Source organism: Erythrobacter sp. AP23, assembly GCF_001542855.1.
Lineage (GTDB): Bacteria > Pseudomonadota > Alphaproteobacteria > Sphingomonadales > Sphingomonadaceae > Qipengyuania.
This window is the reverse complement of sequence record NZ_LNBY01000012.1, coordinates 123,960-146,173: the sequence shown is the minus strand read 5'-3', so window position 1 is coordinate 146,173 and position 22,214 is coordinate 123,960. Positions and strand designations below refer to the sequence as shown.

Below are 22,214 nucleotides of genomic sequence, written 5' to 3'. Positions count from 1 at the left end.
TTTGAAACTACTCGGGCGGCAGGTCGAAAGGATCGTCCTCGCGTTCCTCGGACCTTGTGCGCAATTCGACATTGCGGTCGGGCGCGGCGTTAGGCTCGAGCGCCAGAAGGTCGTCCGCATTGGGCAGCACTTCGGCGCCATAGGGCGCAGGCGGCAGCGTGGTCCCCTCGACCGGTTCGAGCCGGATCTTCTGCCCGCATGCCGCGAGCGTCGCCAGGGCGATCAGGGCGATCGGTAGACGCATCAATCCTCCATGCCGAGACGCTGTTTCGCCGCGGCCACCTGCTCCCTTACGCGAACCGGTGCGGTCCCGCCATAGGATGCGCGCGCGGCGACCGATGCGTCGACCGACAGCGCATCGAACACGCGCTCGTCGATCCGTTCGTCGATCCCCTTGAGGTCCTCGATCGTCAGCCCGTCGAGCGCGACGCGCTTATCCTCGGCCAGCTTTACCGCCGCGCCGGTGATATGGTGCGCCTCGCGGAAAGGGATATCCGCCTGCCGCACCAGCCAGTCGGCCAGATCGGTCGCGGTGGCATGGCCCGCCTCGGCGGCCTGGCGCATCCGCGCCGTGTCGAACCCGCTGTCGGCGACCATGCCCGCCATCGCCGCGAGGCTGAGATCGAGCAGGCCCGCGGCCTCGAACACCGGCGGCTTGTCGTCCTGCATGTCCTTCGAATAGGCGAGCGGCAAGCCCTTCATCGTGACCATCAGGCTGGTCGCGCAGCCGATCACCCGGCCCGCGTGCCCGCGCACCAGTTCGGCAGCGTCGGGATTGCGCTTTTGCGGCATGATGCTGCTGCCGGTCGACAGAGTGTCGGGCAATTCGACGAATCCGAAGGGCTGGCTTGCCCAGATGATGAACTCTTCCGCCAGGCGGCTGAGGTGCAGCGAGCACTGGCTCGCCGCCATCAGGTAATCGAGCGCGAAATCGCGGTCGGATACGGCATCGAGGCTGTTGCGCGTGGGCCTTGCGAAGCCGAGCGCCTCGGCAGTCATCTCGCGGTCGAGATCAAATCCGGTCCCGGCCAGCGCCGCCGAACCCAGCGGGCACTCGTCCAGCCGGGTCAGCGCATCGGCAAAGCGCGAGCGATCGCGCATCAGCATCTCGAAATAGGCCAGCAGGTGATGGCCGAGCGTCACCGGCTGCGCGGTCTGCAGGTGCGTGAAACCGGGCATGATGCTGTCGGCATGCTCCTCGGCGCGCGCGACCAGCGCGCCCAGAACCGCATCGATCCCGGCGATCGCGCGCTGCATCGTACTGCGCACCCACATGCGGAAATCGGTCGCGACCTGATCGTTGCGGCTGCGTGCGGTGTGCAATCGCCCGGCGGCGGGGCCGACGATTTCGGTCAGCCGCGCTTCCACGGTCATGTGGATGTCCTCGAGGTCCCAGTCCTCGGGCACGCCGTCGCGTTCGTATTCGACCGCGACCTGCTGCAGGCCCTCGTCGATCGCCTTGGCATCGGTCGCGCTGACGATGCCCTTCTTCGCCAGCATGGCGACATGCGCGCGGCTGCCCGCGATATCCTCGCGCCACAGCGCTTTGTCGAAGGGGATCGAGGCGTTGATTTCGCGCATGATAGCGCTAGGTCCCTCGGCGAACCTGCCGCCCCACATCGCATTGGAGCCTTTCGTGTCCCGCCTGTCGTTCACGCTCGCCATCATCCTCGGTCTTACTGTCGCGGGCTGCGATAGGGGCGCGTCCGATGCGGCGCAAGAAAGCAGCGCTTCACCCGCGCCAACCGGCCGGATCGATGCGAGCGAGGCGGGCGCACTGATGCCCGCGGCCAATGTCACCGATCCGCAGGGGCGCGTGCTCAATCTCGGCGCGCTGCAGGGCACGCCGGTGTTGGTCAATCTCTGGGCCACCTGGTGCGCCCCTTGCGTGAAGGAAATGCCGCTGCTCGACGATCTGGCGGGTGATTACGAGGGGCGCCTGCGTGTCCTGACGATCAGCCAGGACATGCAGGGCGCCGAGAAGGTCGAACCCTTCTTTGCGCAGGCTGGCTACGCCATGCTCGAGCCATGGATGGACCCGCAGAACGAACTCGGCTTCGCCATAGGCGGCGGAGTGATGCCGACGACCGTGCTCTACGACGCGATCGGGCAGGAGGTCTGGCGCGTGCAGGGCGATTACGACTGGTCGAGCGAGGAAGCCCGCGCCGCTATCGATGCGGCAATCGCGGAGTAGTTCTCGGCGTATCTGCGGGAAGTGGTGGGCGATGACAGGCTCGAACTGCCGACCCTCTCGGTGTAAACGAGATGCTCTACCAACTGAGCTAATCGCCCCTACCACGGGAACCGCCAAGTCGGCGGTGTGCTGCACATAGCGTCCAAATCTTCAAAATCAATTGCCGAGATTGCACGGGCGCGGCTAGGCGGCGCAGCCATGACGACCAAACTCACCGTCCTCGCCACCGGTGGCACGATCGCCGGGATCGCCGGCTCCGCCATCGCGCATGACTATCGTGCGGGCGAGATCGGGATCGAGGAGTATCTCGAACGCGTCGGCGGGTTGGGGCTGGAGGCGGAGCTTTCGGGCACGCAGATCGCCAATATCGATTCGGCGGATATCGGCCCCGCGGTCTGGCACCCGCTGCATGCCGCGGCGCTGGCCGCCTTGAACGACGAAGACTGCCATGGCGTAATCGTCACCCACGGCACCGACACGCTGGAAGAAACCGCCTTCCTGCTCGACCTGACGCTGCCGGCGACCAAGCCGGTGGTGGTGGTCGGCGCGATGCGGCCCGCCGATGCGGTCGGTTATGACGGGCTGAGGAACTTCGCCAATGCCGTGCGCGTGGCGAGCGATGCGCAAGCCGCCGGGCGCGGGGTGCTGGTGGTGATGGGCGACCGCGTGTTCGCCGCGCGCGACGTCTACAAGGTGCGCACGCGTGGGACCGAAGCGTTTCGCGGCTTCCCGCGCGAATCGGTCGGACTGGTGACGCCCGCCTCGCTCGAATGGTTCGGCGCGCCCTGGCGCAGCGGGACCGAAGCGGCGTTCGGCTGGCCCGAGACGCTGCCCGAAGTGGTTATCGTCTATGCCCATGCCGGGCTCGACGGTGCGGGTGTGGCGCGGCAGGTGGCCGAGGGCACGCGCGGGGTCGTCCTCGCCGGGGTGGGCGAGGGCAATATGCCCGAAAACGCGCGGCAGGAACTGGTGCGGCTGGCGGCGCGCGGTGTGCCGGTGGTACGCGCGAGCCGCGCCGACGAGGGTCTCGTCGATCGCGAGCCGGAGGACGATGCAAACGGCTTCGTCGCCGCGCGCGCGCTCAACCCGCAAAAGGCGCGTATCCTGCTGCAATTACTGCTGGCGGGCGGGACAAGCGATCCCGCCGCCATCCAGCGTGCCTTCGACGGGCGGTAGGCAGCTGTGTCCCAGCAAAGGCTGGGACCTCGCTAAACCAAGCGCGAGGCCGAAGGAGGCCCCAGCCTTCGCTGGGGCTCATGGGCTCAGGCGTTCGGCACAACCAGATATTTCTCGCCGGTCTTCATCTGGCGATAGTCGAGGATCGCCTCCTTGGTCAGCATGCCTTCGAGGTCGACCTTGGTCTTGTAGCTGCTGGCGAATGTCGTGGTGAGGTTGTCGAGCACGCGCTTGCGCATCCGCATCACGGTTTCCATGCCTGCATGCTGCAGGAACGGGGTCAGCAGCCAGCCCGACAGCGTCCAGCCGAAGCCGTAGCTCGGCGTCAGCGTAGTCGGCGAAAAGTCGAGACGGCCATAGATGAACATGCGCTTCGCCTGGTTCGAACCATAGCGTGAATATTCGGTCATCTTCGATACCGCGACCTGCTCCATCGCCTTGAAGCAAGTGTCGACCATCTGCCCGCCGCCGATCGGGTCGAAGCCGTAGAAGGCGTGGGTTTCGTCGATCATGGCTTTGAGGTCGGCGAAGAAGCTGTCGTCGGAGGAATTGACCACGTGCTCGGCGCCGAGGCCCTTCAGCAGGTCGACATGCTCCTGCTTGCGCACGATATTGACCAGCGCGAGACCGTCTTCCTGGCAGATCCTGACCAGCATCTGCCCCAGGTTCGAGGCGCCGACCGTGTGCAGGATCGCCTTCTGGCCGTCCATCTTGGCGTTTTCGGCAAAGCCCAGCGCGGTCATCGGATTGACGAAGCTCGATGCACCGGCCTCGGCGCTGTGATCGCCCAGGGGCAGGCACATGGCGGCGTCGGCAATCGCGTATTCGGCATAGGCGCTGCCCGGCACGCAGGCGACGCGCTGGCCCTTCAGCGCCTTGGCCATGTCGCTGTCACCCGTGGCGACGACGGTACCCGCGCCTTCGTTGCCCGCAGGCAGGCGCTGGCCGTGGCGGGCCTTCTGGCCGCTGTTGAAAGGCTCGGGCATCTTGGCGACGACCTTGCCGGGCGAATATTCCGCATTCTCGAAATCGGCCGCGCCGGTCAGGATCGCGAGGTCCGAAGGGTTGATCGGCGCAGCTTCCATCTTGACCAGCACCTGGTTGCCCGTGGGATCGGGAAACTCGCTTTGCGCGATCTCGACGGTCAGCGTACCGTCGGGGTCGAGGGTGGTGAACAATTGTCTGCCATTGGTGGTCATTGGGTCGGTTCCTTGTCGTTCAGGGAGTGCGGTTCGCGTGGGACGAGTTCCACGAACATAACCATCGCAGCCCACACGGCGAGTGTAGGCTGGAGCTGCGGGATAGGCGCAAGGCCGAAATGGTCGAACATCACGATCGGCATCACGGCGATCACCGCGATCGTGAGCAGGGTGTAGAACAATCTATACTGGCTGTGGGCGAGGTAGAGAATACTGATCACGATGCTGGCACTTATGAACAGGACGAGGGCGAAATCCCAGGGCGGCAGATCGCTCGCATCGGCGAGGACGAATCCCAGCACAGCACCGAACAGGATGTTCAGGCCGCGGATATTGGCCTCATATTCGCGTTCGGTCATCCGCAAGGTTTTGGGAATCGCATACCATTTCGCCATCAGTCGTCTCCATCGCGCGCGGGATAGGTCGCGCCTACAAAATACAACCCCTCGGGCGGCGCGTTCAGGCCTAACGCCTGCCGGTCGCGCGCGTCCAGCGCCTTGGCCACCTGCTCCTCGCGCCATCGGCCCATGCCGACCAGCGCGAGGCAGCCGACCATGCTGCGGACCTGGTGATGCAGGAAGCTGCGCGCCTCGGCATGGATGCGTACCTCGTCGCCCTCGCGTTCGACATCGAGCCGGTCGAGCGTCTTCAACGGGCTGTCCGACTGGCAATGGACCGAGCGGAAGGTGGTGAAATCGTGAAGACCGACCAGCGCCTGCGCCGCGCGGTGCATGGCTTCGTGATCGAGCTCCTGCGGCACCTGCCACAGCCGGTTTTTCTCCAGTGTCAGCGGCGCGCGGCGATTGGCGATGCGATAGACATAGGCGCGACCCGTGCAGGAAAAGCGCGCGTGCCAGTCGTCGGCCACCGTCTCGCAATGCGTGACGGCAATCGGATCGGGTCGGAGGTGCGCGTTGAGCGCCTCCATCAGCCGGAACGGCTTGATGACCTTCTCGATGTCGAAATGGCTGCGCATGGCGAGTGCGTGGACGCCCGTATCGGTGCGCCCCGCGCTGTGCAGGCGCACCTCCTCGCCCAGCACGCGGAAGGCGGCTTCCTCGACCGCCTGTTGCACGCTCGGCCCGTCCTTCTGGCGCTGGAGGCCGTAGAATGGCGTGCCGTCGAATTCGAGTGTGAGAGCGAAGCGGGTCATCGAGGGAGATCAGCTCCCCCACCCGTCATTCCCGCGAAGGCGGGAATCCAGCCGACGGTCGTGGCTCGCGAGGGCTTGTCTGGACCCCCGCCTTCGCGGGGGTGACGAAACATGGTGGCGGTCACGAGAGGATAGTTCCTTGCGTGACCGCATTGCCGCGCAGGAAGGTGGCGAGATCCATCTTGGGCTTGCCCGCGCGCTGCAGTTCCAGCGGACGGATCGCGCCCTCGTTGCAGGCGATCGCCAGCCGGTCGTCGAGCACTTCGCCCGGATTGCCCGCGCCTTCGACCATTTCCGCGCGCAGCAGTTTCACGCGGGTGCCGCCAAGCTCGAACCATGCGCCAGGGAAGGGCGAGAGGCCGTGGATATGGCGCACGACCTCCTGTGCCGGACGGTCCCAGTCGATCCGTGCCTCGCTCTTGTCGATCTTGGCGGCATAGGTCGCCTCGGCGTCGTCCTGCTCCATCGGATGAAGCACGCCGAAATCGATCAGCGTGCCGACCATCAGCTGGGCGCCTATTTCGGCCAGTTCCTCGGTCAGCTCGCCGGTGGTCTTGTTCTCGATCGGGGTGCGCGCGGTGGCGAGCATGGGGCCGGTGTCGAGCCCCGCTTCCATCTGCATGATCGTGATGCCGGTCACCGGATCGCCCGCCATCACCGCGCGATGGATCGGCGCCGCGCCGCGCCAGTGCGGCAGGATCGAGGCGTGGACGTTGAGGCAGCCGTGCTTCGGCGCATCGAGGATCGCCTGCGGAAGGATGAGGCCATAGGCGGCAACCACCGCCACATCGGCGTCGAGCGCCGCGAACGCCTCCTGCTCCTCGGCCGACTTGAGCGATTTGGGATGCCGCACCTCGATGCCGAGGTCGCTCGCGCGCTGGTGCACCGGCGTCTTCGTCAGCTCCTTGCCGCGTCGCCCGCCGGGGCGCGGCGGCTGGGTATAGACGCACACCACCTCATGCGCCGCGTCGACCAGCGCCTGCAGCGTCGGCACCGCGAAATCGGGCGAACCCATGAAGATAATGCGCACAAATCGGTCCTTGAAATTCAATCCGTTCGGGCTGAGCTTGTCGAAGCCCTGCCCTTTCTTCTAGCGCTGCCTTTAAAGAGAAGTGCGGCCCTTCGACAAGCTCGGGGCGAACGGAAAAGGGAAGAAGGCGCTTGGCTTCACAGGAAATAGAAACCCTCGCAGCAGCGCTCGCCCGCCTGCCCGGCCTCGGCCCGCGTTCGGCGCGACGCGCGGTGCTGTGGCTGGTCAAACGCCGCGAAAGCGCGCTGCCCGCGCTGCTCGAGGCGCTAGCGACGGTGGGCGAGGCGCTGGTCGAATGCGACACCTGCGGCAATGTCGACACCACCAACCCCTGCGGCATCTGCGCCGATCCGCGCCGCGACACCAAATCGCTTTGCGTGGTCGAGGACGTGGCCGACCTGTGGGCGCTCGACCGGGCGAAGCTGTTCACCGGCAAGTATCACGTGCTCGGCGGCAAGCTGTCCGCGCTCGACGGTGTGCGGCCGGAGGATCTCAATATCGCATCGCTGATGGCGCGGGTGGAAGAAGGCGGAGTGGACGAGATCGTCCTCGCGATGAACGCGACGCTCGAAGGCCAGACCACCGCGCACTACCTCGCCGAGCGGCTCGAGGAGCACCCGGTGCGGATCACGCAGCTCGCCCATGGCCTGCCGGTTGGCGGCGAGCTGGATTACCTGGACGAGGGCACGCTCGCGCAGGCGTTGCGGGCAAGAAGGCCGGTGGGTTGATGCCGGTGAACGTCGAACTCACAAAGGAAGAGTATCTGCCCTCCATCGCGAGAATGTGGCGGGCTAGCATCACGTCAACCGGTATCCGTTACGAGAAGGAGGACAGCGAGACCGATCTCTTAGCCAAGCTGCGCGAACACTGGCCCGATAGATGGGATTTACGCGTTGTGCGAGCAGACAACCGGATTATCGCGTTTCTTGCCTGCGATGTAGGGGCAAATGTGCTTGCGCAGATATTCGTCGCTCCCGAGCGGCAACGTGAAGGGATCGGGACTGCGTTACTTCAATTGGCGAAAGAGCTGATGCCGGATCGCATCGCCTTGTGGACGGACAGTCGCAATCGGCGAGCCAGAAACTTTTACGAACACGAGGGCTTCCGGCTTCTTAGGGAAGTAAAGCATCCTTCAGCGGCGCATTTTCGTGCCCATTATGAGTGGTGCAGTGGAGTAAGGTAGATACGCCAATTACGTTGAACTCTAAGGCGTCCACGCCTATCTGGGCCCCATGGCTATCCGTGAAATCCTTGAAGTGCCGGACCCCCGGCTCAAGACCGTGTCGACGAAGGTCGAACCCGACGAATTCGGGGACGAATTGAACACCCTCGTCTCCGACATGTTCGAAACCATGTATGCCGCGCCCGGCATCGGCCTTGCCGCGATTCAGGTCGGCGTGCCCAAGCGCGTGCTGGTGATCGACCTCCAGCCCGAGGATACCGACGCCGAGCCCGAACCGTGCAATCACGACGGCCACGAGCACGTCCACTATCCGGTGAAGAAGGAACCGCGCGTCTTCATCAATCCGGAAATTCTCGATCCGGCGGAAGAATTGGCGACGTATCAGGAAGGCTGCCTCTCGGTCCCCGACATCTTTGCCGATGTCGATCGCCCGGCGACCTGCCGCGTGCGCTACCAGGATCTCGAGGGCGAGACCCACGAGGAAGACCTCGACGGGCTGATGGCCACCTGCCTCCAGCACGAGATGGACCACCTCGAAGGCATCCTCTTCATCGACCACCTCTCGCGCCTCAAGCGCAATATGGCGCTGAAGAAGCTCAAAAAGCTGCGCGAAGCGGCGTAGACACTCACACCTCCCAACTCCTTGCGTCATCCCCGCGAAGGCGGGGATCCAGCTAAGTTAGCTTCCATTCGCGACGTCAGTTGGGCCCCTGCCTGCGCAGGGGCGACGTAGGTGTTGAATGTAGTGGAGTGCATCTGGCGTTCCCCGTCCGTTCCGCATAGAGTGCGCGAATGGATCCCATGATTTTCGTTCTCATCGCATTGTTCGGCGGCCTCCTTGTGGGGGGGCTGGCCGGCTGGTTTGTCGGTTCGCGTCCGGTTGCCCACTGGCAGGCGCGGCACGGCGAGAGCGAGGTGCGTGCCAAGGAGCTCGACGAGAAGTTCCGCCAGGCGATCGTCGAGCTCGAGAATGCCAGCGTGCGCGCCGACCGCGCCGATGCGCTCGATGCGGAGTTGCGCGAGACGCGCAAGACCCATGAAGCGGCGCTGGACGAACTGCGCCGCAGCAATGGTGCGCTCACCGCAGAACTCGCCACGCTCAAGGAAAAGACCGCCAATTTCGACGAGCAGAAACGCCTGCTGATCGAAGCGCGCGAGGAGCTGCTTAAGGAATTCCAAAACACGGGCTCGGCGGTGCTGACCAAGGCGCAGGAGGCCTTTCTCGAACGCGCCAACGAACGGCTCGGCCATTCGGAAAAGGCCAGCGAGGAGAAGCTCAAGGCGCTGCTCGATCCGGTCGGCAAGCGGCTCGAAGCCTATGAGAAGCAGGTCGCCGCGCTCGAAGAGAAACGCACCGATGCCTTCGGGCGGCTCTACCAGCAGATCACCGAGATGCAGCGGGGGCAGGAAGAGGTCCGGCGCGAAGCACAGCGGCTCGGCAACAGCTTGACCAATGCCCCCAAGGCACGCGGGCGGTGGGGCGAACGGGCGTTGCAGAACGTGCTCGAGCAATGCGGATTGTCAGAGCACACCGATTTCAATCTCGAACACGCGATCGATACCGAGGAAGGCCGCCTGCGTCCCGATGCGGTGGTCCATGTGCCGGGGCAGAAACGCCTCGTGATCGACGCCAAGGTGTCATTGAACGCCTATCAGGCCGCCTTCGAGGCCGATGACGAGGGCGAGCGCGTGCGCCATCTCGACCTGCACGCGAAATCGATGCGCACTCATGTCCAGACGCTCGGTTCGAAGAGCTACCAGAGCCAGTTCGACGACACGCCCGACTATGTGGTGATGTTCGTGCCGGGCGAGCATTTCGTCGCCGCCGCGCTCGAACACGATCCCAAATTGTGGGATTTCGCCTTCCGCAACAAGGTGCTGCTGGCGACCCCGACCAATCTCGTCGCCATCGCGCGCACCGTGGCGCAGGTCTGGCGGCAGGACAAAATGGCAGATGAAGCGCGCGCGATTGGTGCGATGGGGGCCGAGCTTTACGATCGTCTGCGTGCCGCGTCCGAGCACCTAAAGCGTGTTGGTGGCGGTCTCGAATCCGCGGTTAACAATTACAACAAGTTTGTCGGAAGCTTCGAGCGCAATGTCCTTTCGTCTGGTCGGCGTATGGCTGAGAAGGGCATCGAAATCGGCAAGACCGAGATTCCCGACGTCCCGCTGGTCGAAGCCACCCCGCGCTACAACGCCGAAGATGCTGCGCAGATCGAGGACGCTCGCAAGGAAGGTCGCGAAGCCGCTGAATAAAAAGCGGAAAAAATGGCCGGGACCTTCTCTGGGATAGCCGCGTTTCTACCTCGACGGATTGCGTGCACCGGCATGACAATCATTGGCAGTAGGTAGCAGCAGGAAACCACTTCATGCATCGCGGTGACGGCGATGGAACGCGCGATACGTTCGAACAGGCCCAACATGTGGCCAAGCCCTTCAGTGCGGAGACGGACAATTTCTCCGGCGCGTCCGGCCTGCTGTTCGAGCAGGCGATGGCTCAGACCCGCATGGCGGTGTGCCTGACCGATCCGCGGTTGGAAGACGACCCGATCATCTTCTGCAACAAGGCATTCGAACGGCTTACCGGCTACCGGCAGGAAGAAGTCGTCGGACGCAATTGCCGGTTCCTGCAGGGCCCGAAGACCAGCCAGAAACAGGTTGCCAAGATTCGCGAGGCGATCCGCTCGGAGGAAGTGCTGGTCGTCGAGCTGCTCAATTATCGCAAGGACGGCTCCACATTCTGGAATGCGCTACACCTCGGTCCGATTTACGATGACGAGGGGGAGCTGCGCTATTTCTTCGGCAGCCAATGGGACGTGACCGATATTCACCTTGCCCGGGCCGAGGAAAGACATGCCAAGGCCATGGCGCGCGAGGTGTCGCACCGTCTGAAGAATGTATTCGCGGTCATTGGCGGCATCGTGAACATCACCGGGCGGGCGATGGATGCGCGCCCGGTTTCGGGCAAAATCAACGAACGCATCCAGGCGCTCGGTCGCGCCTACGAGCCGACACTCGACGAGGCGGCCTTCGGGACGATCGAGGTGGGTCAGGCGATCCGCTCGGTGCTCTCGCCCTATGATCCCGAAGGCGACCGCATCGTCTTCGAGGGCAATGGTGCGAGGACCGAACCCAATGCGGTCTCGGCCATCGGCTTGACGCTGCACGAGCTCGCCACCAATGCCTCCAAATACGGAGCGCTTTCCAACCGCGAGGGCACCGTCACCGTATCGTGGCACCACGAGGAAGACCGGCATGGCCGGCAATCGCTGGTCATCGACTGGAAGGAGAAAGGCGGGCCGCCAATCACCGCCAAGCCCGAGCCGACCGGCACCGGATTCGACATTGCCGATCGACTGCTGGCCTTTTCGCGCGGGACGCTGGATCGAATTTGGGAGGGGGACGGCCTGCGAGCACGCATCTCGCTGGCGCTGAGGTCATGAAGACGATTCTCATACTGGAAGACGAGCCCTTCATCGCCATGGACCTGCAATTCGCCTTCGAGGATTCCGGGGTGCAAGCGGTCGTGGCGGTATCGTGCAGCGAGGCCTTCACCGCGTTGGATCGACATGCCGTCGATGGAGCGGTGCTCGACGTGAACCTCGGTCAGGGCGAAACCTGCGAACCGGTAGCGCAGGAACTGCGCAAGCGCGACGTTCCTTTCGTACTTCATACAGGCGATCTCGACCGCGCGGGCGAGGCGCTGCGCGATCTTGCGGCGCCGATCCTGGCCAAGCCCATGGATGCGGAAGCCGTGGTGGAGCGTATTCTCGGGCTGCGTCGAAGCTGCGAGCCTGCCTAGGCGAGGCGGGACGAGCCGTTCAGCCGTCCAGTGCGTGCAGCACCTCATATCCCAAGACCGCCGCCGCCACGGCTGCATTGAGGCTGTCCGCGCGGCCTTTCATCGGCATTGTGACGCGCAGGTCGCAGGCCATTTCATAGGCCTCGGGCAGGCCGCGGCTTTCGTTGCCGACCATGACGAAGCAGGGCGCGGCATAGGGTGCGCCGCGATAGGGCTGCGCATCGCGCAGGGATGCTGCGACGAGCTGCCCTTCCTCTCGACGTAGCCAAGTCTCGAACTCGTCCCACCTTGCGCGCGCGATTCTCTGTGTGAACAGTGCGCCCATGCTGGCGCGCACCGCCTCCACGCTGAAGGGATCCGCGCAGTCGTCGATCAGGATAAGTCCGCCCGCGCCGATGGCGTCGCCGGTACGCAGCATGGTGCCGAGGTTACCCGGATCGCGCAGCGCCTGCGCGACCAGCCAGATATCCGCGCTGCTCCGGTCGAGCGCGGCGAGCGACGTGTCGAATTCCGCGAAGACGCCCGCCACCGCCTGCGGATTGTCCTTGCCGGTAATCTTGGCGAGGATGTCGGGCGTGGTTTCGATGATCTCGCCGCCGTTCGCCTCGACGGCCTCTTCCAGCCTTGTCAGCAGCGGATGCGGATCGCGCCGGTCGGCCAGGACCAGCATTTCGGGCACATGGCCGCATTCGCGCGCATCGGTCAGCAGCCGCAGACCCTCGACGAGGAATTTGCCCGCAGCCTTGCGGTGTTTCTTCTCGCGCAGCGCGCGCAAGGCCTTGACCGTGGGATTGGAAAATCCGGTTATGACCCGGCGTTCGCGGGTCATCTCACGGCTCTCCGAAGCCGTCCTCGACCATGGCGGAAAGCTCGGCCATCACCGTATCGGCGTTTTCGCCCGCCACGATCAGGTCGATCGTATCGCCCTTGGCCGCGCCCAGCATCATCAGGCCGAGGATCGAGCCGCCCGCGGCCTCGTTCTCGCCCTTGGCCACGCGAACGGTGCAGCCGTTCGGCAATTCGGAAACGGCATTGACGAATTTCGCGCTCGCCCGCGCGTGCAGCCCGCGCTGGTTGACCACTTCGATACTCTTGCGCAGCTCGCTCAAGAGGCTTTCCGCGCGCTTTCGAGGTCCTGGCCCAGGAACTCGCTGGCGACCGTGATGTAATTGCGTCCCGCCGTCTGTGCAGCATTGACTGCATCGACCACATTCATGCTCTTTCGCGCACCGGCAAGGCGGATGAGCATCGGCAGGTTGATACCCGCGATCACTTCCACATGACCCGTATCGAGCAGCGAGATGGCGAGGTTGGAGGGGGTGCCGCCGAAAAGGTCGGTCAGGATGATGGCGCCCTGGCCTTCGTCCACCTGCTTGATCGCATCGGCAATGTCCGCGCGCCGCTGCTCCATATCGTCATTGGGCCCGATGCAGATGGTCGCAACGCCGTCCTGCTTACCGACGACATGCTCCATTGCGTCGATAAAGTGTTCGGCCAGTCTGCCGTGAGTGACGAGAATCATGCCGATCATGCAGCTTCAGTTCCGTTTACGATGCCCGAAGATTGTGCCTGCGTGGCGCTTAACCATTCCTTGCCCACGGGTCTAGCGGCGCTCGAGCGGGTCGGCCGGGCGCGATCCGAGGTTGCGGTGGATGATCGTGGGGGAAAAGCCCGCCTCGCGCAAGACCTCCGCGGCGCGTTCCGCGCTGTAAACCGAACGATGTCTTCCTCCGGTACAGCCGAAAGCGATATTGAGATAGCTGCGCCCCTGGGCAGCGTAGCGCGGCATCACCTCCCGCAGGAGATCGACGATCCGGTCGAAGGCGGGAGCGAAAGCGGGATCGGCGGAGATATGCTCGCCGACAGGTGCATCGAGGCCGGTCAGTTCGCGCAAGCCTTCGACCCAATGCGGATTGTCGAGAAAGCGCATGTCGAACAGCAGGTCGGCCAGCGGCGGCATGCCCCGGGCAAAGCCGAAGCTGGAGACGGTTACCGTCATTTCGCGTCCGGCCTCCTCGGCAAAACGCTCGCGAACGACCTGCTGCAGCTGGTTGGTCGCGTAATCGGTGGTGTCGATCACCAGATCCGCCCAGCGACGCAGCGGTTCGAGCAATTCGCGCTCGGCCTTGATTCCCTCAAGCGCAGGCCGGCCGCGCGCCATGGGATGCGGGCGACGGGTTTCATTGTACCGCCGTTCCAGTTCGCCGCTGCCGCAGTCGATGAACATCGTGGTCACGTTGACGTCGTCGCGCCGGTCGAACTTCTTGAACAGTTCGATGATTTTGGCCGGCACGAAGCCACGTGTGCGCGAATCGACGCCGATCGCGAGCCGGGAGTTGTCCGGGCTGCCGCCCACCAGTCGATTGAGCAACCGGATGGGGAAATTGTCGATCGTCTCCCAGCCGAGATCCTCGAGGACCTGAAGTGCGGTGGATTTGCCTGCGCCCGATACGCCGGTGACCAGCAGGATGTCTTGCCTGGGGAGCGATTCGTCGTCCATCGAGCGCTGCCTATGCCTTTTTGTCCGCTTTGGGGAGGGGTAGGCCATGCAGGCGCAATGCATGTTCGGCCCGCAGGGCCTGTACCGCGTCGCCGGGGGCGAACGGCAGCACCGGGATGACCACCCCCTCTATATCGCGCGAGGCGCTTGCGACGGGAAAGCGTGGCGCCGCTGGATCGAGCGCCAGGATCAGGCCGACGGGACCTTCGGCCACCGGCAACTCGACGATGCCCACATTGCGCACTTCGATGAGGCCCGCGGTATTGGGTGGCGGCGAGGCGACCAGCGCGTCGCCCTCGCGCGCGATGCGAACCGCGTCGTCGCCGACCAGAGTCGCCCCGCGATCGATCAGCGCCAATGCCAGCGTGGATTTGCCCGTCCCCGGCGATCCTTCGATCAACAGCGTCCGGCCATCGATCACCACTCCGGTGACATTGGCGAGGACCGGGCGATTCATCGCTTGGCCGGAAGGCCGAGCCTGAGGCACGCGCCGTCCTCGCCATCGGTGCGCGTCGTCGCCACCAGCGTCCCGTCGTGCGCCTCGGCAATTGTGCGTGCGATCGCCAGGCCGAGGCCCGAATGGTTGCCGAAGTCCTCCTCTTCGGGGCGATCGGAATGGAAGCGCTGGAACACCTTCTCGCGCTTCTCCTCGGGAATGCCCGGACCCTCGTCGCAGATCGCTAGCGTGACCCAGTCGTCACTGCGCGAGATATCGGCCCAGATTCGGCCTTCGGGCGGCGAAAAGGATACCGCATTGTCGAGCAGGTTTTCGATTACACGTTCGAGCCGTACCGGAACGCCCATCACCCAGACCGGGTCGTCCGCCCCTGAGATCTCGAGCCTGCGGCCCTCGTTTTCGTCGCGCGCCTCGCGACTTTCGAAGATCGTACACAGCAACCGGGCAAGGTCGACCGGTTCGAATTCGGTGCGCGACATTTCGGCATCGATGCGACTCGCATCGGAAATCTCAGTCACCAACCGGTCGATCCTGCGCACGTCGTGGATGGCGATTTCGAGCAATTGCGCGCGCAGCTCGGGATCCTCTACCTTGCCGAGCGATTCGGTCGCGCTGCGCAAGGATGCGAGCGGGTTCTTGATCTCATGCGCGACATCGGCGGCAAAATGCTCGACCGCATCGATCCGCTGCCGCAGCGCCGCGGTCATGTCGGAAATCGAGCGCGCCAGCATGCCGATCTCGTCGCGGCGCTGCGGCAGGCGCGGCACCTCGACCTGCCGGTCGCGCCCCTGGCGCACGCGGATCGCGGCCTGGACCAGTTCGCGCAAAGGCCGCACGATCGTCTGCGCGAGGAAGAGCGATAGCAGCGTGGAAATGGCCAGCGCCAGCAGCACGATCAGCGCGACCGTGGACCGGGCCTCGCGCACGCTTTCGGTAATGTCGACCGGATTGCGCGTGAGCAGCAATGTATCGCCGTCGAGCCCGACCGGCGCGGCGGCATTGATGACATGCGTCCCGTCTGGCGCGTCGCGCAAAACGATCTGTGTCAGGCTTTCCTCTCGCGCGCGACGAAGCTCGGGCCAGTCCTCGGCGTCGTCGCTTTCGGGTTCGAGATAGTCGGGCAAGGCGGGGGCCCCCACTACGCGGTCGAACCAGCGATCGAGCTGGAGCGCGAATGCATCCTGATCGACATCTTCCTTGCGCGGGAGGGTGAAACTTGGCGGAGCGAGCTGGAAACTGTCCGATTCGAGTTTTCCGTCGGGGCCATAGACACGCAGGCGAAGACGTTGTTCCTTGCCGATCTGGATCAGCAGCGCTTCCTGGCGCTGGGGGGTCGCCCCGGCGAGCGCTTCGGCGGTGATCTGCGCCTCGACCAGCGCCAGCTTGAAGCGCTCGTCGAGCAATTGCTTGCGATAGGCATCGACATAGATCACCCCGCCGCCCAGCAGCACCAGCGGGAGCACGTTGACGAACAGGATGCGGCTGGTGAGCGAGAGTCGCCGCGACCACCGCAGCTTTTCGAGCCGCGGGTCGCCTTTGAGGACGCTGCCGGTTTCGGACATGGCCTTTCCGCCCCGCCTCAACCTTCGTTGAAGCTGTAGCCCGCGCCGTACAAGGTCTCGATCGCGGAAAAGGTCGGGTCGACGCTGCGGAACTTGCGCCGCATGCGCTTGATGTGGCTGTCGACCGTGCGGTCGTCGACGAAGACATCGTCGGGATAGGCCGCGTCCATCAGCTGGTTGCGGCTCTTGATCACGCCCGGGCGCGCGGCGAGCGCCTCGAGGAGAAGGAATTCGGTCACGGTCAGCGACACCGCCTGCCCGTCCCATGTGACATGATGGCGCGCGGGGTCCATGAACAATCGCCCGCGTTCCAGAACCTCGCCCGGCTTGTCGTCGAACTGTTCGGACAGGAGCAGCGGATGATCGCCCCCGCTGCGGCGCAGGATTGCGCGGATCCGGGCGAGCAGCAGGCGCAGGCTGAACGGTTTGGCGATGTAATCGTCCGCGCCCATCTCGAAACCGGCTTCCTCGTCGGTCTCGTCGTCCTTGCTGGTCAGGAAGATGACCGGCAGCGGCGATTGTTCGCGCAGGCGGCGCAGCAGTTCCATCCCGTCCATCTTGGGCATCTTGATATCGAAAATGGCAAGGTCGGGCGGATTCGACAGCAGCGCGCCCAAGGCCGCTGCGCCATCCGAATAAACGCGCGTGTCGAAACCTTCCGCCTGCAGCGCGATCGACACTGTGGTCAGTATGTTGCGATCGTCATCGACCAGCGCGATGACCGTGCGGTTTTCCTCGCCCGCGGGCGTGGGTTCTGACCCTGTGCTCTCCATCGTCTGGTGACTAGCCCCATTGTCTGGGCAAAACAACGCGGGCGATGTCCCCAGGCGGCACTTATTGCCGGCCCCCTGTTTGACGACACGCCACGGGGGGACTATTGGCGATCAGGAAGGCCGCGCATTCGTATGCGAAGGCGATTCCCGGACGAACCCGCACCACGCGCTGGAGGATTCAGTGACCTTTCCGCTTTCCCACTCGCTTGCCGCGCAGGGCATTGAGACCTCTGCTACGATCCATGCCAATCTCACCTCGAAAGAGCTGACCGCCACCGCGCTCGAGAATGGCGAAGGTCGCCGCGCCAAGCACGGCCCGCTGGTGGTGGAAACCGGCAAGCACACGGGCCGCAGCGCGAAGGACAAGTTCATCGTCCGCGACGCCGAGACCGAGACCACCGTGTGGTGGGATAACAACGCCTCGATCACGCCGGAACACTTCGCCGCGCTGAAGGAAGATTTCCTCAAGGCCGTTGCCGACAAGAGCGACCTCTATGTCGCCGACCTGTTCGGCGGGTCGCAGCCCGAATATCGCGTGAACGTGCGCGTCATCAACGAGCTCGCCTGGCACAACCAGTTCATCCGGACGCTGCTGGTCCGCCCGACCGAGGCCGAACTCGACGGATTCGCGCCAGAATATACCATCATCGACCTGCCGAGTTTCAAGGCCGATCCCGCCCGCCACGGCACGCGCAGCGAAACCGTGATCGCGGTCAACCTGTCGGAGAAGCTGATCCTGATCGGCGGCACCAAATATGCCGGCGAAATGAAGAAGAGCGTCTTCGGCATCCTCAACTACCTGCTGCCGACCAAGGGTGTGATGCCGATGCACTGCTCGGCCAATATCGGCCCCGACGGCAAGAGCGCGGTTTTCTTCGGCCTTTCGGGCACCGGCAAGACCACGCTGTCGGCCGACGCCAGCCGCACGCTGATCGGCGATGACGAGCATGGCTGGTCGGACACGGCGGTCTTCAACTTCGAAGGCGGATGCTATGCCAAGATGATCCGCCTCGATCCCGAGGCCGAGCCGGAAATCTACGCCACCACCAAGATGGAAGGCACGATCCTCGAAAACGTGGTGATGGACGAGCAGGGCGAGATCGACCTCGACGACAATTCGAAGGCCGAGAATACCCGCGGCGCCTATCCGCTGTCCTCGATCCCGAACACTTCGGAAGAGAACATGGGCCCGCCGCCCAGCAACGTGATCATGCTGACCGCCGATGCCTTCGGCGTGCTGCCCCCGATCGCGCGGCTCACGCCCGACCAGGCGATGTACCACTTCCTGTCGGGCTACACCGCCAAGGTCGCCGGCACCGAAATCGGCGTGACCGAGCCGCAGGCCACCTTCAGCACCTGCTTCGGCGCGCCCTTCATGCCGCGCCACCCGAGCGTCTACGGCAACCTGCTGAAAGAGCGCATCGCCAAGGGCGAAGTCGCCTGCTGGCTGGTCAACACCGGCTGGACCGGAGGGAAATACGGCACCGGTCACCGCATGCCGATCAAGGCCACGCGCGCCTTGCTCAATGCCGCGCTCGACGGCTCGCTGGGCGATGCCGAATTCCGCAAGGACCCGAACTTCGGCTTCGAAGTGCCGGTGAGCGTCGACGGCGTCGACGACGCGATCCTCGATCCGCGTTCGACCTGGGCGGACAAGGACGAATACGACCGCACCGCACAGAAGCTGGTGCAGCTCTTCGTCGACAATTTCGAACCCTTCGCGGCGCATGTCGACCAGGGCGTGCGCGACGCGGCCCCCACGAGCGCTGTCGCCGCCTGACGATTTCGGCTCCGCCTGCGGAGCCCACGAGTTGGAGAGGAAGCCCCCGGCCGCGCTTGTTCGCGGACCGGGGGCTTTAAGTTTCAGCCTCGGCTGACCGGTGCGGGAAGCCGGTCGATATAGTCCCAGATACGGCTGACCACGACCGAGCCTTCGCCGACTGCGCTGGCGACGCGCTTGACCGATCCCTCGCGCACGTCGCCGACCGCGAAGATGCCGTCGGTGCCGGTTTCGAAGGGCGTCTCGCGGCCGACGGTCGCGCCGGTCTTCACGAAGCCGTTCTCGTCGGTTTCGACCAGGCCCGAGAGCCAGCCGGTGTTGGGCGCGGCGCCGATCATGATGAACAGTGCGCGCGTGTCGATCCGGCGTTCGCCCTCGGGCGTCGCAAAGGTCACCCCGTCGAGATGATCCTCGCCATGCAGCGCGGTAACCTGCGTATGGTAATGGATGGTGACCGCAGGATCGGCTTCCAGCCGCCGCGTGAGATAGCTCGACATGGATGAGGCGAGGCTGTCTCCGCGCACGACGACATGGACATGCTTGGCCGAGCGGCTGAGGTACATCGCCGCCTGTCCCGCCGAATTCCCGCCGCCGATCACCACCGCCTCGGTACCGTGGCAGAAGCGCGCTTCCATGTCGGTCGCGGCGTAGAATACGCCCGCCCCTTCGAGTTCCTCCAACCGGTCGAGCGGGAGGCGGCGATATTGCACGCCCGTGGCGACCAGTATCGCCTTGGCACAGACCTCGTCGCCATCGTCGAGCTGCGCGCAAAATGTGCCGTCATCGCGCCGGACAAGCCCCTCGACCGCGCGCGGCATCGCGAAGCGCGTTCCGAACTTCATCGCCTGGATCTGCCCGCGATAGACGAGGTCGGCGCCGCTGATCCCGGTGGGAAAACCCATGTAATTCTCGATCCGGCTGCTGGTGCCCGCCTGCCCGCCGATTGCCGTATCCTCGATCGCCAGTGCGCACAGCCCTTCGCTGCCCGCATAGACCGAGGCGGCGACACCCGCCGGCCCGCCGCCGACGATGAGCAGGTCGTAAAGCGTCTCGCGGCAGACATCGAGGTCGAGATTGAGGAATTGGGCGACCTTGCGCGGGGAGGGGTCGTCCAGCACGCGATCCTTGCCGAGGATCACGCTGGGGCGGTGGTCGGTCAGCTCGCACGCCTCCAACGTGGCATCGTCGCGCCCGTCCATGTCGAGGCTCTGGAACGGGATGCGGTTACGGCTGAGGAATTGCTCGACCTTCTGCACCTTCGCATCGCGATCCGCGCCGATCAGCTTGATCGCGCTGTTCTTCGTCTCGAACTGCTTGCGGCGTCGGGCGGAAAAGACGCGGATGACATGGTCGGACAGTTCGGGCACGCGCGCCATGAGATCGAGCATGTCGGTCCGCGGTATCTCGAGCGTGCGCGTCGGCCTGGCGGCGCGCATGGGGAGGACATGCGAGCCGGCGTTGAGGAAGGCGATCTCGCCCATGAATTGCGTCGGGCCGAGCGAGCTTTCCAGCAGTCGTTCTCGTGAATAGGGATCGACGACTTCGATCTCGCCATCGAGGACATAGACGAACCTGTCCATGCTCTCGCCCGCCTCGGCGACGATCTCGCCTGCATCGTAGCTGCATTCGCTGCCGAGGTGTCGCATGGCAGCGACATGCTCCTCGGCCAGCGGCACACGCGGCATCGTCTCGAGGTTTTCGCCCAGTGATTCCATCGCGCCGCCTCCGTTCGGTTTGTGATAGCCGAACGATCGGGAAACGCACAGGGCGAGAATGCCGTCCGCGCGTGCTGTCCTATTCGCCCTCGGCCTCTTCCTCTTCCGCGGCCCTGCGCGCGACTGCGCTGAGCACGTCGGTGAGGTCGAGCTGCGGGCGCGGTGTCCATTGCGTGCCTTCGGAGACTTTGGCCAGTTCGTCGAGGTGGCGCTGCGCTTCGCGGGCGAGGTGGCCGCCATGCGGGTTCGCCGCGACAGGACCCAGAGTATGGCGGGCGAGCACAATCTTTCCTTCGCGCGCCTGCATGAGCCCGGCGTTCATTGCGAGGCCGAGGTCGAAAGGCGAAAGCTGCGCCGCGCGTTCGAGCGCATGCCGCGCCGTCTCATTGGGCGCTTCGCCGCGTTGAACGAAGCTGCGGTAGTAATGAATCAGCGGCAATGGGTGATCCTGTTCTAGCCGGTTGAGCGCCGAGAACGGCTTCATCGCCGCAGCATAAGCGACGTCCGGGTCCTCGGCATCCACGGCCTTGTCGAACAGTGCCAGGCCCTTCTGGACGAGCGCGTTCTTGACCGTCGGATCGATTGCCAGCGCGCGATCGGCGGCGGCGATGGCCGCTTCATTGTTTCCGGCATCGAACTCCGCTTCGGCCAGTGCGGCAAGGACCATCGGATCGTCCGGATATTCGGCGGCCACCTCACGCAAATCGGGCAGCAGTTCGAGCGCTTCCTCGCGAGAGACGCCGCGCTGCGAGCGAATACGCAAGGGCATGACCTCGGCCTCGCCCTCGGACAGTTCGCGCACATGCACCGGGTTGGTCGGGAGCAAGTCCGCGGGGAGGTCGAACACGTTCATCCGGCGTTGTTTGAGATAGCGATCGAGGTCCTTCTGCAGTTCGTCGAGGTCGCCGAATGCGTTATCCGCCGCTTCGCGTTGATCGGTACCCTGGGCGATCTCCGTAATGTATTGGCGTAACTGACCCCGGCGTTCCTCGGAGAAAAAGAGGAAGTGATACAGTGCCCAGGATCGACCATAGAATGCATCGAGACGTTTGCCCTTCTTCTCTTCATAGAGTTTGGGATCCATCAGCTCCCTCACACTGACGTCCCGCGCATAGTGCAGCTCGGCCGCGCGATGGTAAGCGGGGCGGCCGATCGCGAGGCTGCCGTCCTTGTCGAATTTGGCGGAAGCAAAGAACTCGGCCGCGCCTTCACTGACCCAACGCGGCATGGCGTAGCGCGAGGTCGACATGAGATAGTGGTGGGCATATTCGTGTAGCAGGACAGTGACCGAGAAATCGGTTTCCCGCCCGCGCATGCTGATCGACGGTACGAAGGCACGAGAGCCCCCCGCACGCGGCAGGTAGAAGCCCGCGACATTGCCGGACTTGTCACCGAGAAGCTTGCGGATCTTCCCCTGGTCCCCGACGACGAAGATCGTCACGCGGTTCGAGGGGCTGGGCTTGCTGGCTTCGCGCCCGTTCAGCAGGTCGAGCGCCGTATGATAGCGTTCCAGTGCCTCGCCGAATTCCTGCACGTCCTGCCAGCGGTCGTCGGCATAGATGACGAAATTGTCGGATTCGGCGACGTGCCAGTCGGCATGTGCGGGCACGGCGAGCGAAAGCGCTGCAATCGCAGCGAGAATCCTGAACATGGTTGCGACCCCTGTTTGAATGTCCACCAGGGACCCTAA

24 protein-coding genes and 1 tRNA gene are annotated in these 22,214 nt (G+C 64.5%); 9 read left to right on the top strand and 16 right to left on the bottom strand.

Features of this window, described 5'->3' with window-relative positions:
* Positions 1 to 7 precede the first annotated feature (7 nt).
* Together ASS64_RS06020 and argH are read right to left on the bottom strand one after the other, a co-directional pair.
* Positions 8 to 244 carry an argininosuccinate lyase gene (locus ASS64_RS06020; protein WP_067691318.1) on the bottom strand — a complete coding sequence of 79 codons (237 nt, stop codon included), beginning with the start codon at positions 242 to 244 and terminating at the stop codon, positions 8 to 10.
* Positions 244 to 1,620, bottom strand: coding sequence for an argininosuccinate lyase (argH, locus tag ASS64_RS06015; protein ID WP_067691315.1), 1,377 nt, complete (start codon positions 1,618 to 1,620; stop codon positions 244 to 246). The genes ASS64_RS06020 and argH overlap by 1 nt, the downstream gene beginning before the upstream one ends.
* Positions 1,621 to 1,636: 16 nt before the next feature.
* Here argH and ASS64_RS06010 point away from each other — a divergent pair, with 16 nt between their 5' ends.
* Entirely contained in the window at positions 1,637 to 2,194 is a 558-nt protein-coding gene (locus ASS64_RS06010; RefSeq protein WP_067691312.1) for a TlpA disulfide reductase family protein, read from the top strand.
* 22 nt (positions 2,195 to 2,216) lie between these two features.
* Here the strand turns inward: ASS64_RS06010 and ASS64_RS06005 are convergent.
* Positions 2,217 to 2,292 (bottom strand) — tRNA-Val (locus ASS64_RS06005).
* A 100-nt stretch (positions 2,293 to 2,392) separates the two neighbouring features.
* On the opposite strand from ASS64_RS06005, the gene ASS64_RS06000 reads away from it, so the two are divergent.
* Positions 2,393 to 3,370, top strand: coding sequence for an asparaginase (locus tag ASS64_RS06000; protein ID WP_067691309.1), 978 nt, complete (start codon positions 2,393 to 2,395; stop codon positions 3,368 to 3,370).
* Positions 3,371 to 3,456: 86 nt separating this feature from the next.
* On the opposite strand, the gene ASS64_RS05995 is transcribed toward ASS64_RS06000, so the two are convergent.
* The 4 genes from ASS64_RS05995 to fmt form a co-directional block, all read right to left on the bottom strand.
* Positions 3,457 to 4,569, bottom strand: a complete 1,113-nt coding sequence (locus tag ASS64_RS05995) for a zinc-binding dehydrogenase (RefSeq protein ID WP_067691306.1) — start codon at positions 4,567 to 4,569, stop codon at positions 3,457 to 3,459.
* Positions 4,566 to 4,964: a hypothetical protein gene (locus ASS64_RS05990; RefSeq protein WP_067691304.1), complete on the bottom strand. Its 399-nt coding sequence runs from the start codon at positions 4,962 to 4,964 to the stop codon at positions 4,566 to 4,568. Before ASS64_RS05990 ends, ASS64_RS05995 begins: the two co-directional genes overlap by 4 nt.
* Positions 4,964 to 5,722, bottom strand: coding sequence for a tRNA pseudouridine(38-40) synthase TruA (gene truA, locus ASS64_RS05985; RefSeq protein WP_067691301.1), 759 nt, complete (start codon positions 5,720 to 5,722; stop codon positions 4,964 to 4,966). The genes ASS64_RS05990 and truA overlap by 1 nt, the downstream gene beginning before the upstream one ends.
* 121 nt (positions 5,723 to 5,843) lie before the next feature.
* Positions 5,844 to 6,752: a methionyl-tRNA formyltransferase gene (gene fmt, locus ASS64_RS05980; protein WP_067691646.1), complete on the bottom strand. Its 909-nt coding sequence runs from the start codon at positions 6,750 to 6,752 to the stop codon at positions 5,844 to 5,846.
* A 131-nt stretch (positions 6,753 to 6,883) separates the two neighbouring features.
* Between fmt and recR the strand changes: the two genes are divergently transcribed.
* From recR to ASS64_RS05950, 6 genes are all read left to right on the top strand, one after another.
* Positions 6,884 to 7,480, top strand: a complete 597-nt coding sequence (recR, locus tag ASS64_RS05975) for a recombination mediator RecR (RefSeq protein ID WP_067691299.1) — start codon at positions 6,884 to 6,886, stop codon at positions 7,478 to 7,480.
* Entirely contained in the window at positions 7,480 to 7,935 is a 456-nt protein-coding gene (locus ASS64_RS05970) for a GNAT family N-acetyltransferase (protein ID WP_067691298.1), read from the top strand. The genes recR and ASS64_RS05970 overlap by 1 nt, the downstream gene beginning before the upstream one ends.
* Positions 7,936 to 7,984: 49 nt before the next feature.
* On the top strand, positions 7,985 to 8,557 hold the full coding sequence (locus tag ASS64_RS05965) for a peptide deformylase (RefSeq protein ID WP_067691297.1): 573 nt from the start codon (positions 7,985 to 7,987) through the stop codon (positions 8,555 to 8,557).
* 170 nt (positions 8,558 to 8,727) lie between these two features.
* Positions 8,728 to 10,191: a DNA recombination protein RmuC gene (locus ASS64_RS05960; protein WP_067691296.1), complete on the top strand. Its 1,464-nt coding sequence runs from the start codon at positions 8,728 to 8,730 to the stop codon at positions 10,189 to 10,191.
* 113 nt (positions 10,192 to 10,304) lie between these two features.
* Positions 10,305 to 11,378, top strand: a complete 1,074-nt coding sequence (locus tag ASS64_RS05955) for a PAS domain-containing protein (RefSeq protein ID WP_067691295.1) — start codon at positions 10,305 to 10,307, stop codon at positions 11,376 to 11,378.
* Positions 11,375 to 11,737 (top strand): response regulator, encoded by a 363-nt coding sequence (locus ASS64_RS05950; protein WP_067691293.1) that lies wholly within the window; start codon positions 11,375 to 11,377, stop codon positions 11,735 to 11,737. The genes ASS64_RS05955 and ASS64_RS05950 overlap by 4 nt, the downstream gene beginning before the upstream one ends.
* A gap of 19 nt (positions 11,738 to 11,756) precedes the next feature.
* On the opposite strand, the gene ASS64_RS05945 is transcribed toward ASS64_RS05950, so the two are convergent.
* The 7 genes from ASS64_RS05945 to ASS64_RS05915 form a co-directional block, all read right to left on the bottom strand.
* Complete coding sequence (locus tag ASS64_RS05945; RefSeq protein WP_067691292.1) at positions 11,757 to 12,566, bottom strand: RNA methyltransferase; 810 nt, start codon at positions 12,564 to 12,566, stop codon at positions 11,757 to 11,759.
* 1 nt (position 12,567) lies between these two features.
* A complete protein-coding gene (locus ASS64_RS05940; RefSeq protein ID WP_067691291.1) occupies positions 12,568 to 12,846 on the bottom strand; it encodes an HPr family phosphocarrier protein in 279 nt (92 codons plus the stop codon).
* Positions 12,843 to 13,268, bottom strand: a complete 426-nt coding sequence (locus ASS64_RS05935) for a PTS sugar transporter subunit IIA (protein WP_067691289.1) — start codon at positions 13,266 to 13,268, stop codon at positions 12,843 to 12,845. Before ASS64_RS05935 ends, ASS64_RS05940 begins: the two co-directional genes overlap by 4 nt.
* Before the next feature lie 72 nt (positions 13,269 to 13,340).
* The gene (gene rapZ, locus ASS64_RS05930) at positions 13,341 to 14,237 is read right to left on the bottom strand and encodes an RNase adapter RapZ (RefSeq protein ID WP_067691288.1); all 897 of its coding nucleotides are present in this window, start codon (positions 14,235 to 14,237) and stop codon (positions 13,341 to 13,343) included.
* A 10-nt stretch (positions 14,238 to 14,247) separates the two neighbouring features.
* Complete coding sequence (locus ASS64_RS05925) at positions 14,248 to 14,694, bottom strand: HPr kinase/phosphorylase (RefSeq protein WP_067691287.1); 447 nt, start codon at positions 14,692 to 14,694, stop codon at positions 14,248 to 14,250.
* Positions 14,691 to 16,256 (bottom strand): stimulus-sensing domain-containing protein, encoded by a 1,566-nt coding sequence (locus ASS64_RS05920; protein WP_067691285.1) that lies wholly within the window; start codon positions 16,254 to 16,256, stop codon positions 14,691 to 14,693. The genes ASS64_RS05925 and ASS64_RS05920 overlap by 4 nt, the downstream gene beginning before the upstream one ends.
* Before the next feature lie 17 nt (positions 16,257 to 16,273).
* Entirely contained in the window at positions 16,274 to 17,029 is a 756-nt protein-coding gene (locus ASS64_RS05915; protein ID WP_067691284.1) for a response regulator transcription factor, read from the bottom strand.
* Positions 17,030 to 17,210: 181 nt separating this feature from the next.
* Between ASS64_RS05915 and ASS64_RS05910 the strand changes: the two genes are divergently transcribed.
* On the top strand, positions 17,211 to 18,809 hold the full coding sequence (locus ASS64_RS05910; RefSeq protein WP_067691283.1) for a phosphoenolpyruvate carboxykinase: 1,599 nt from the start codon (positions 17,211 to 17,213) through the stop codon (positions 18,807 to 18,809).
* An 83-nt stretch (positions 18,810 to 18,892) separates the two neighbouring features.
* Here the strand turns inward: ASS64_RS05910 and ASS64_RS05905 are convergent, their stop codons facing one another.
* A complete protein-coding gene (locus ASS64_RS05905) occupies positions 18,893 to 20,524 on the bottom strand; it encodes an FAD-dependent oxidoreductase (RefSeq protein ID WP_067691281.1) in 1,632 nt (543 codons plus the stop codon).
* 79 nt (positions 20,525 to 20,603) lie between these two features.
* Positions 20,604 to 22,175, bottom strand: coding sequence for a DUF1570 domain-containing protein (locus ASS64_RS05900; protein ID WP_067691280.1), 1,572 nt, complete (start codon positions 22,173 to 22,175; stop codon positions 20,604 to 20,606).
* Between the last annotated feature and the right edge of the window lie 39 nt (positions 22,176 to 22,214).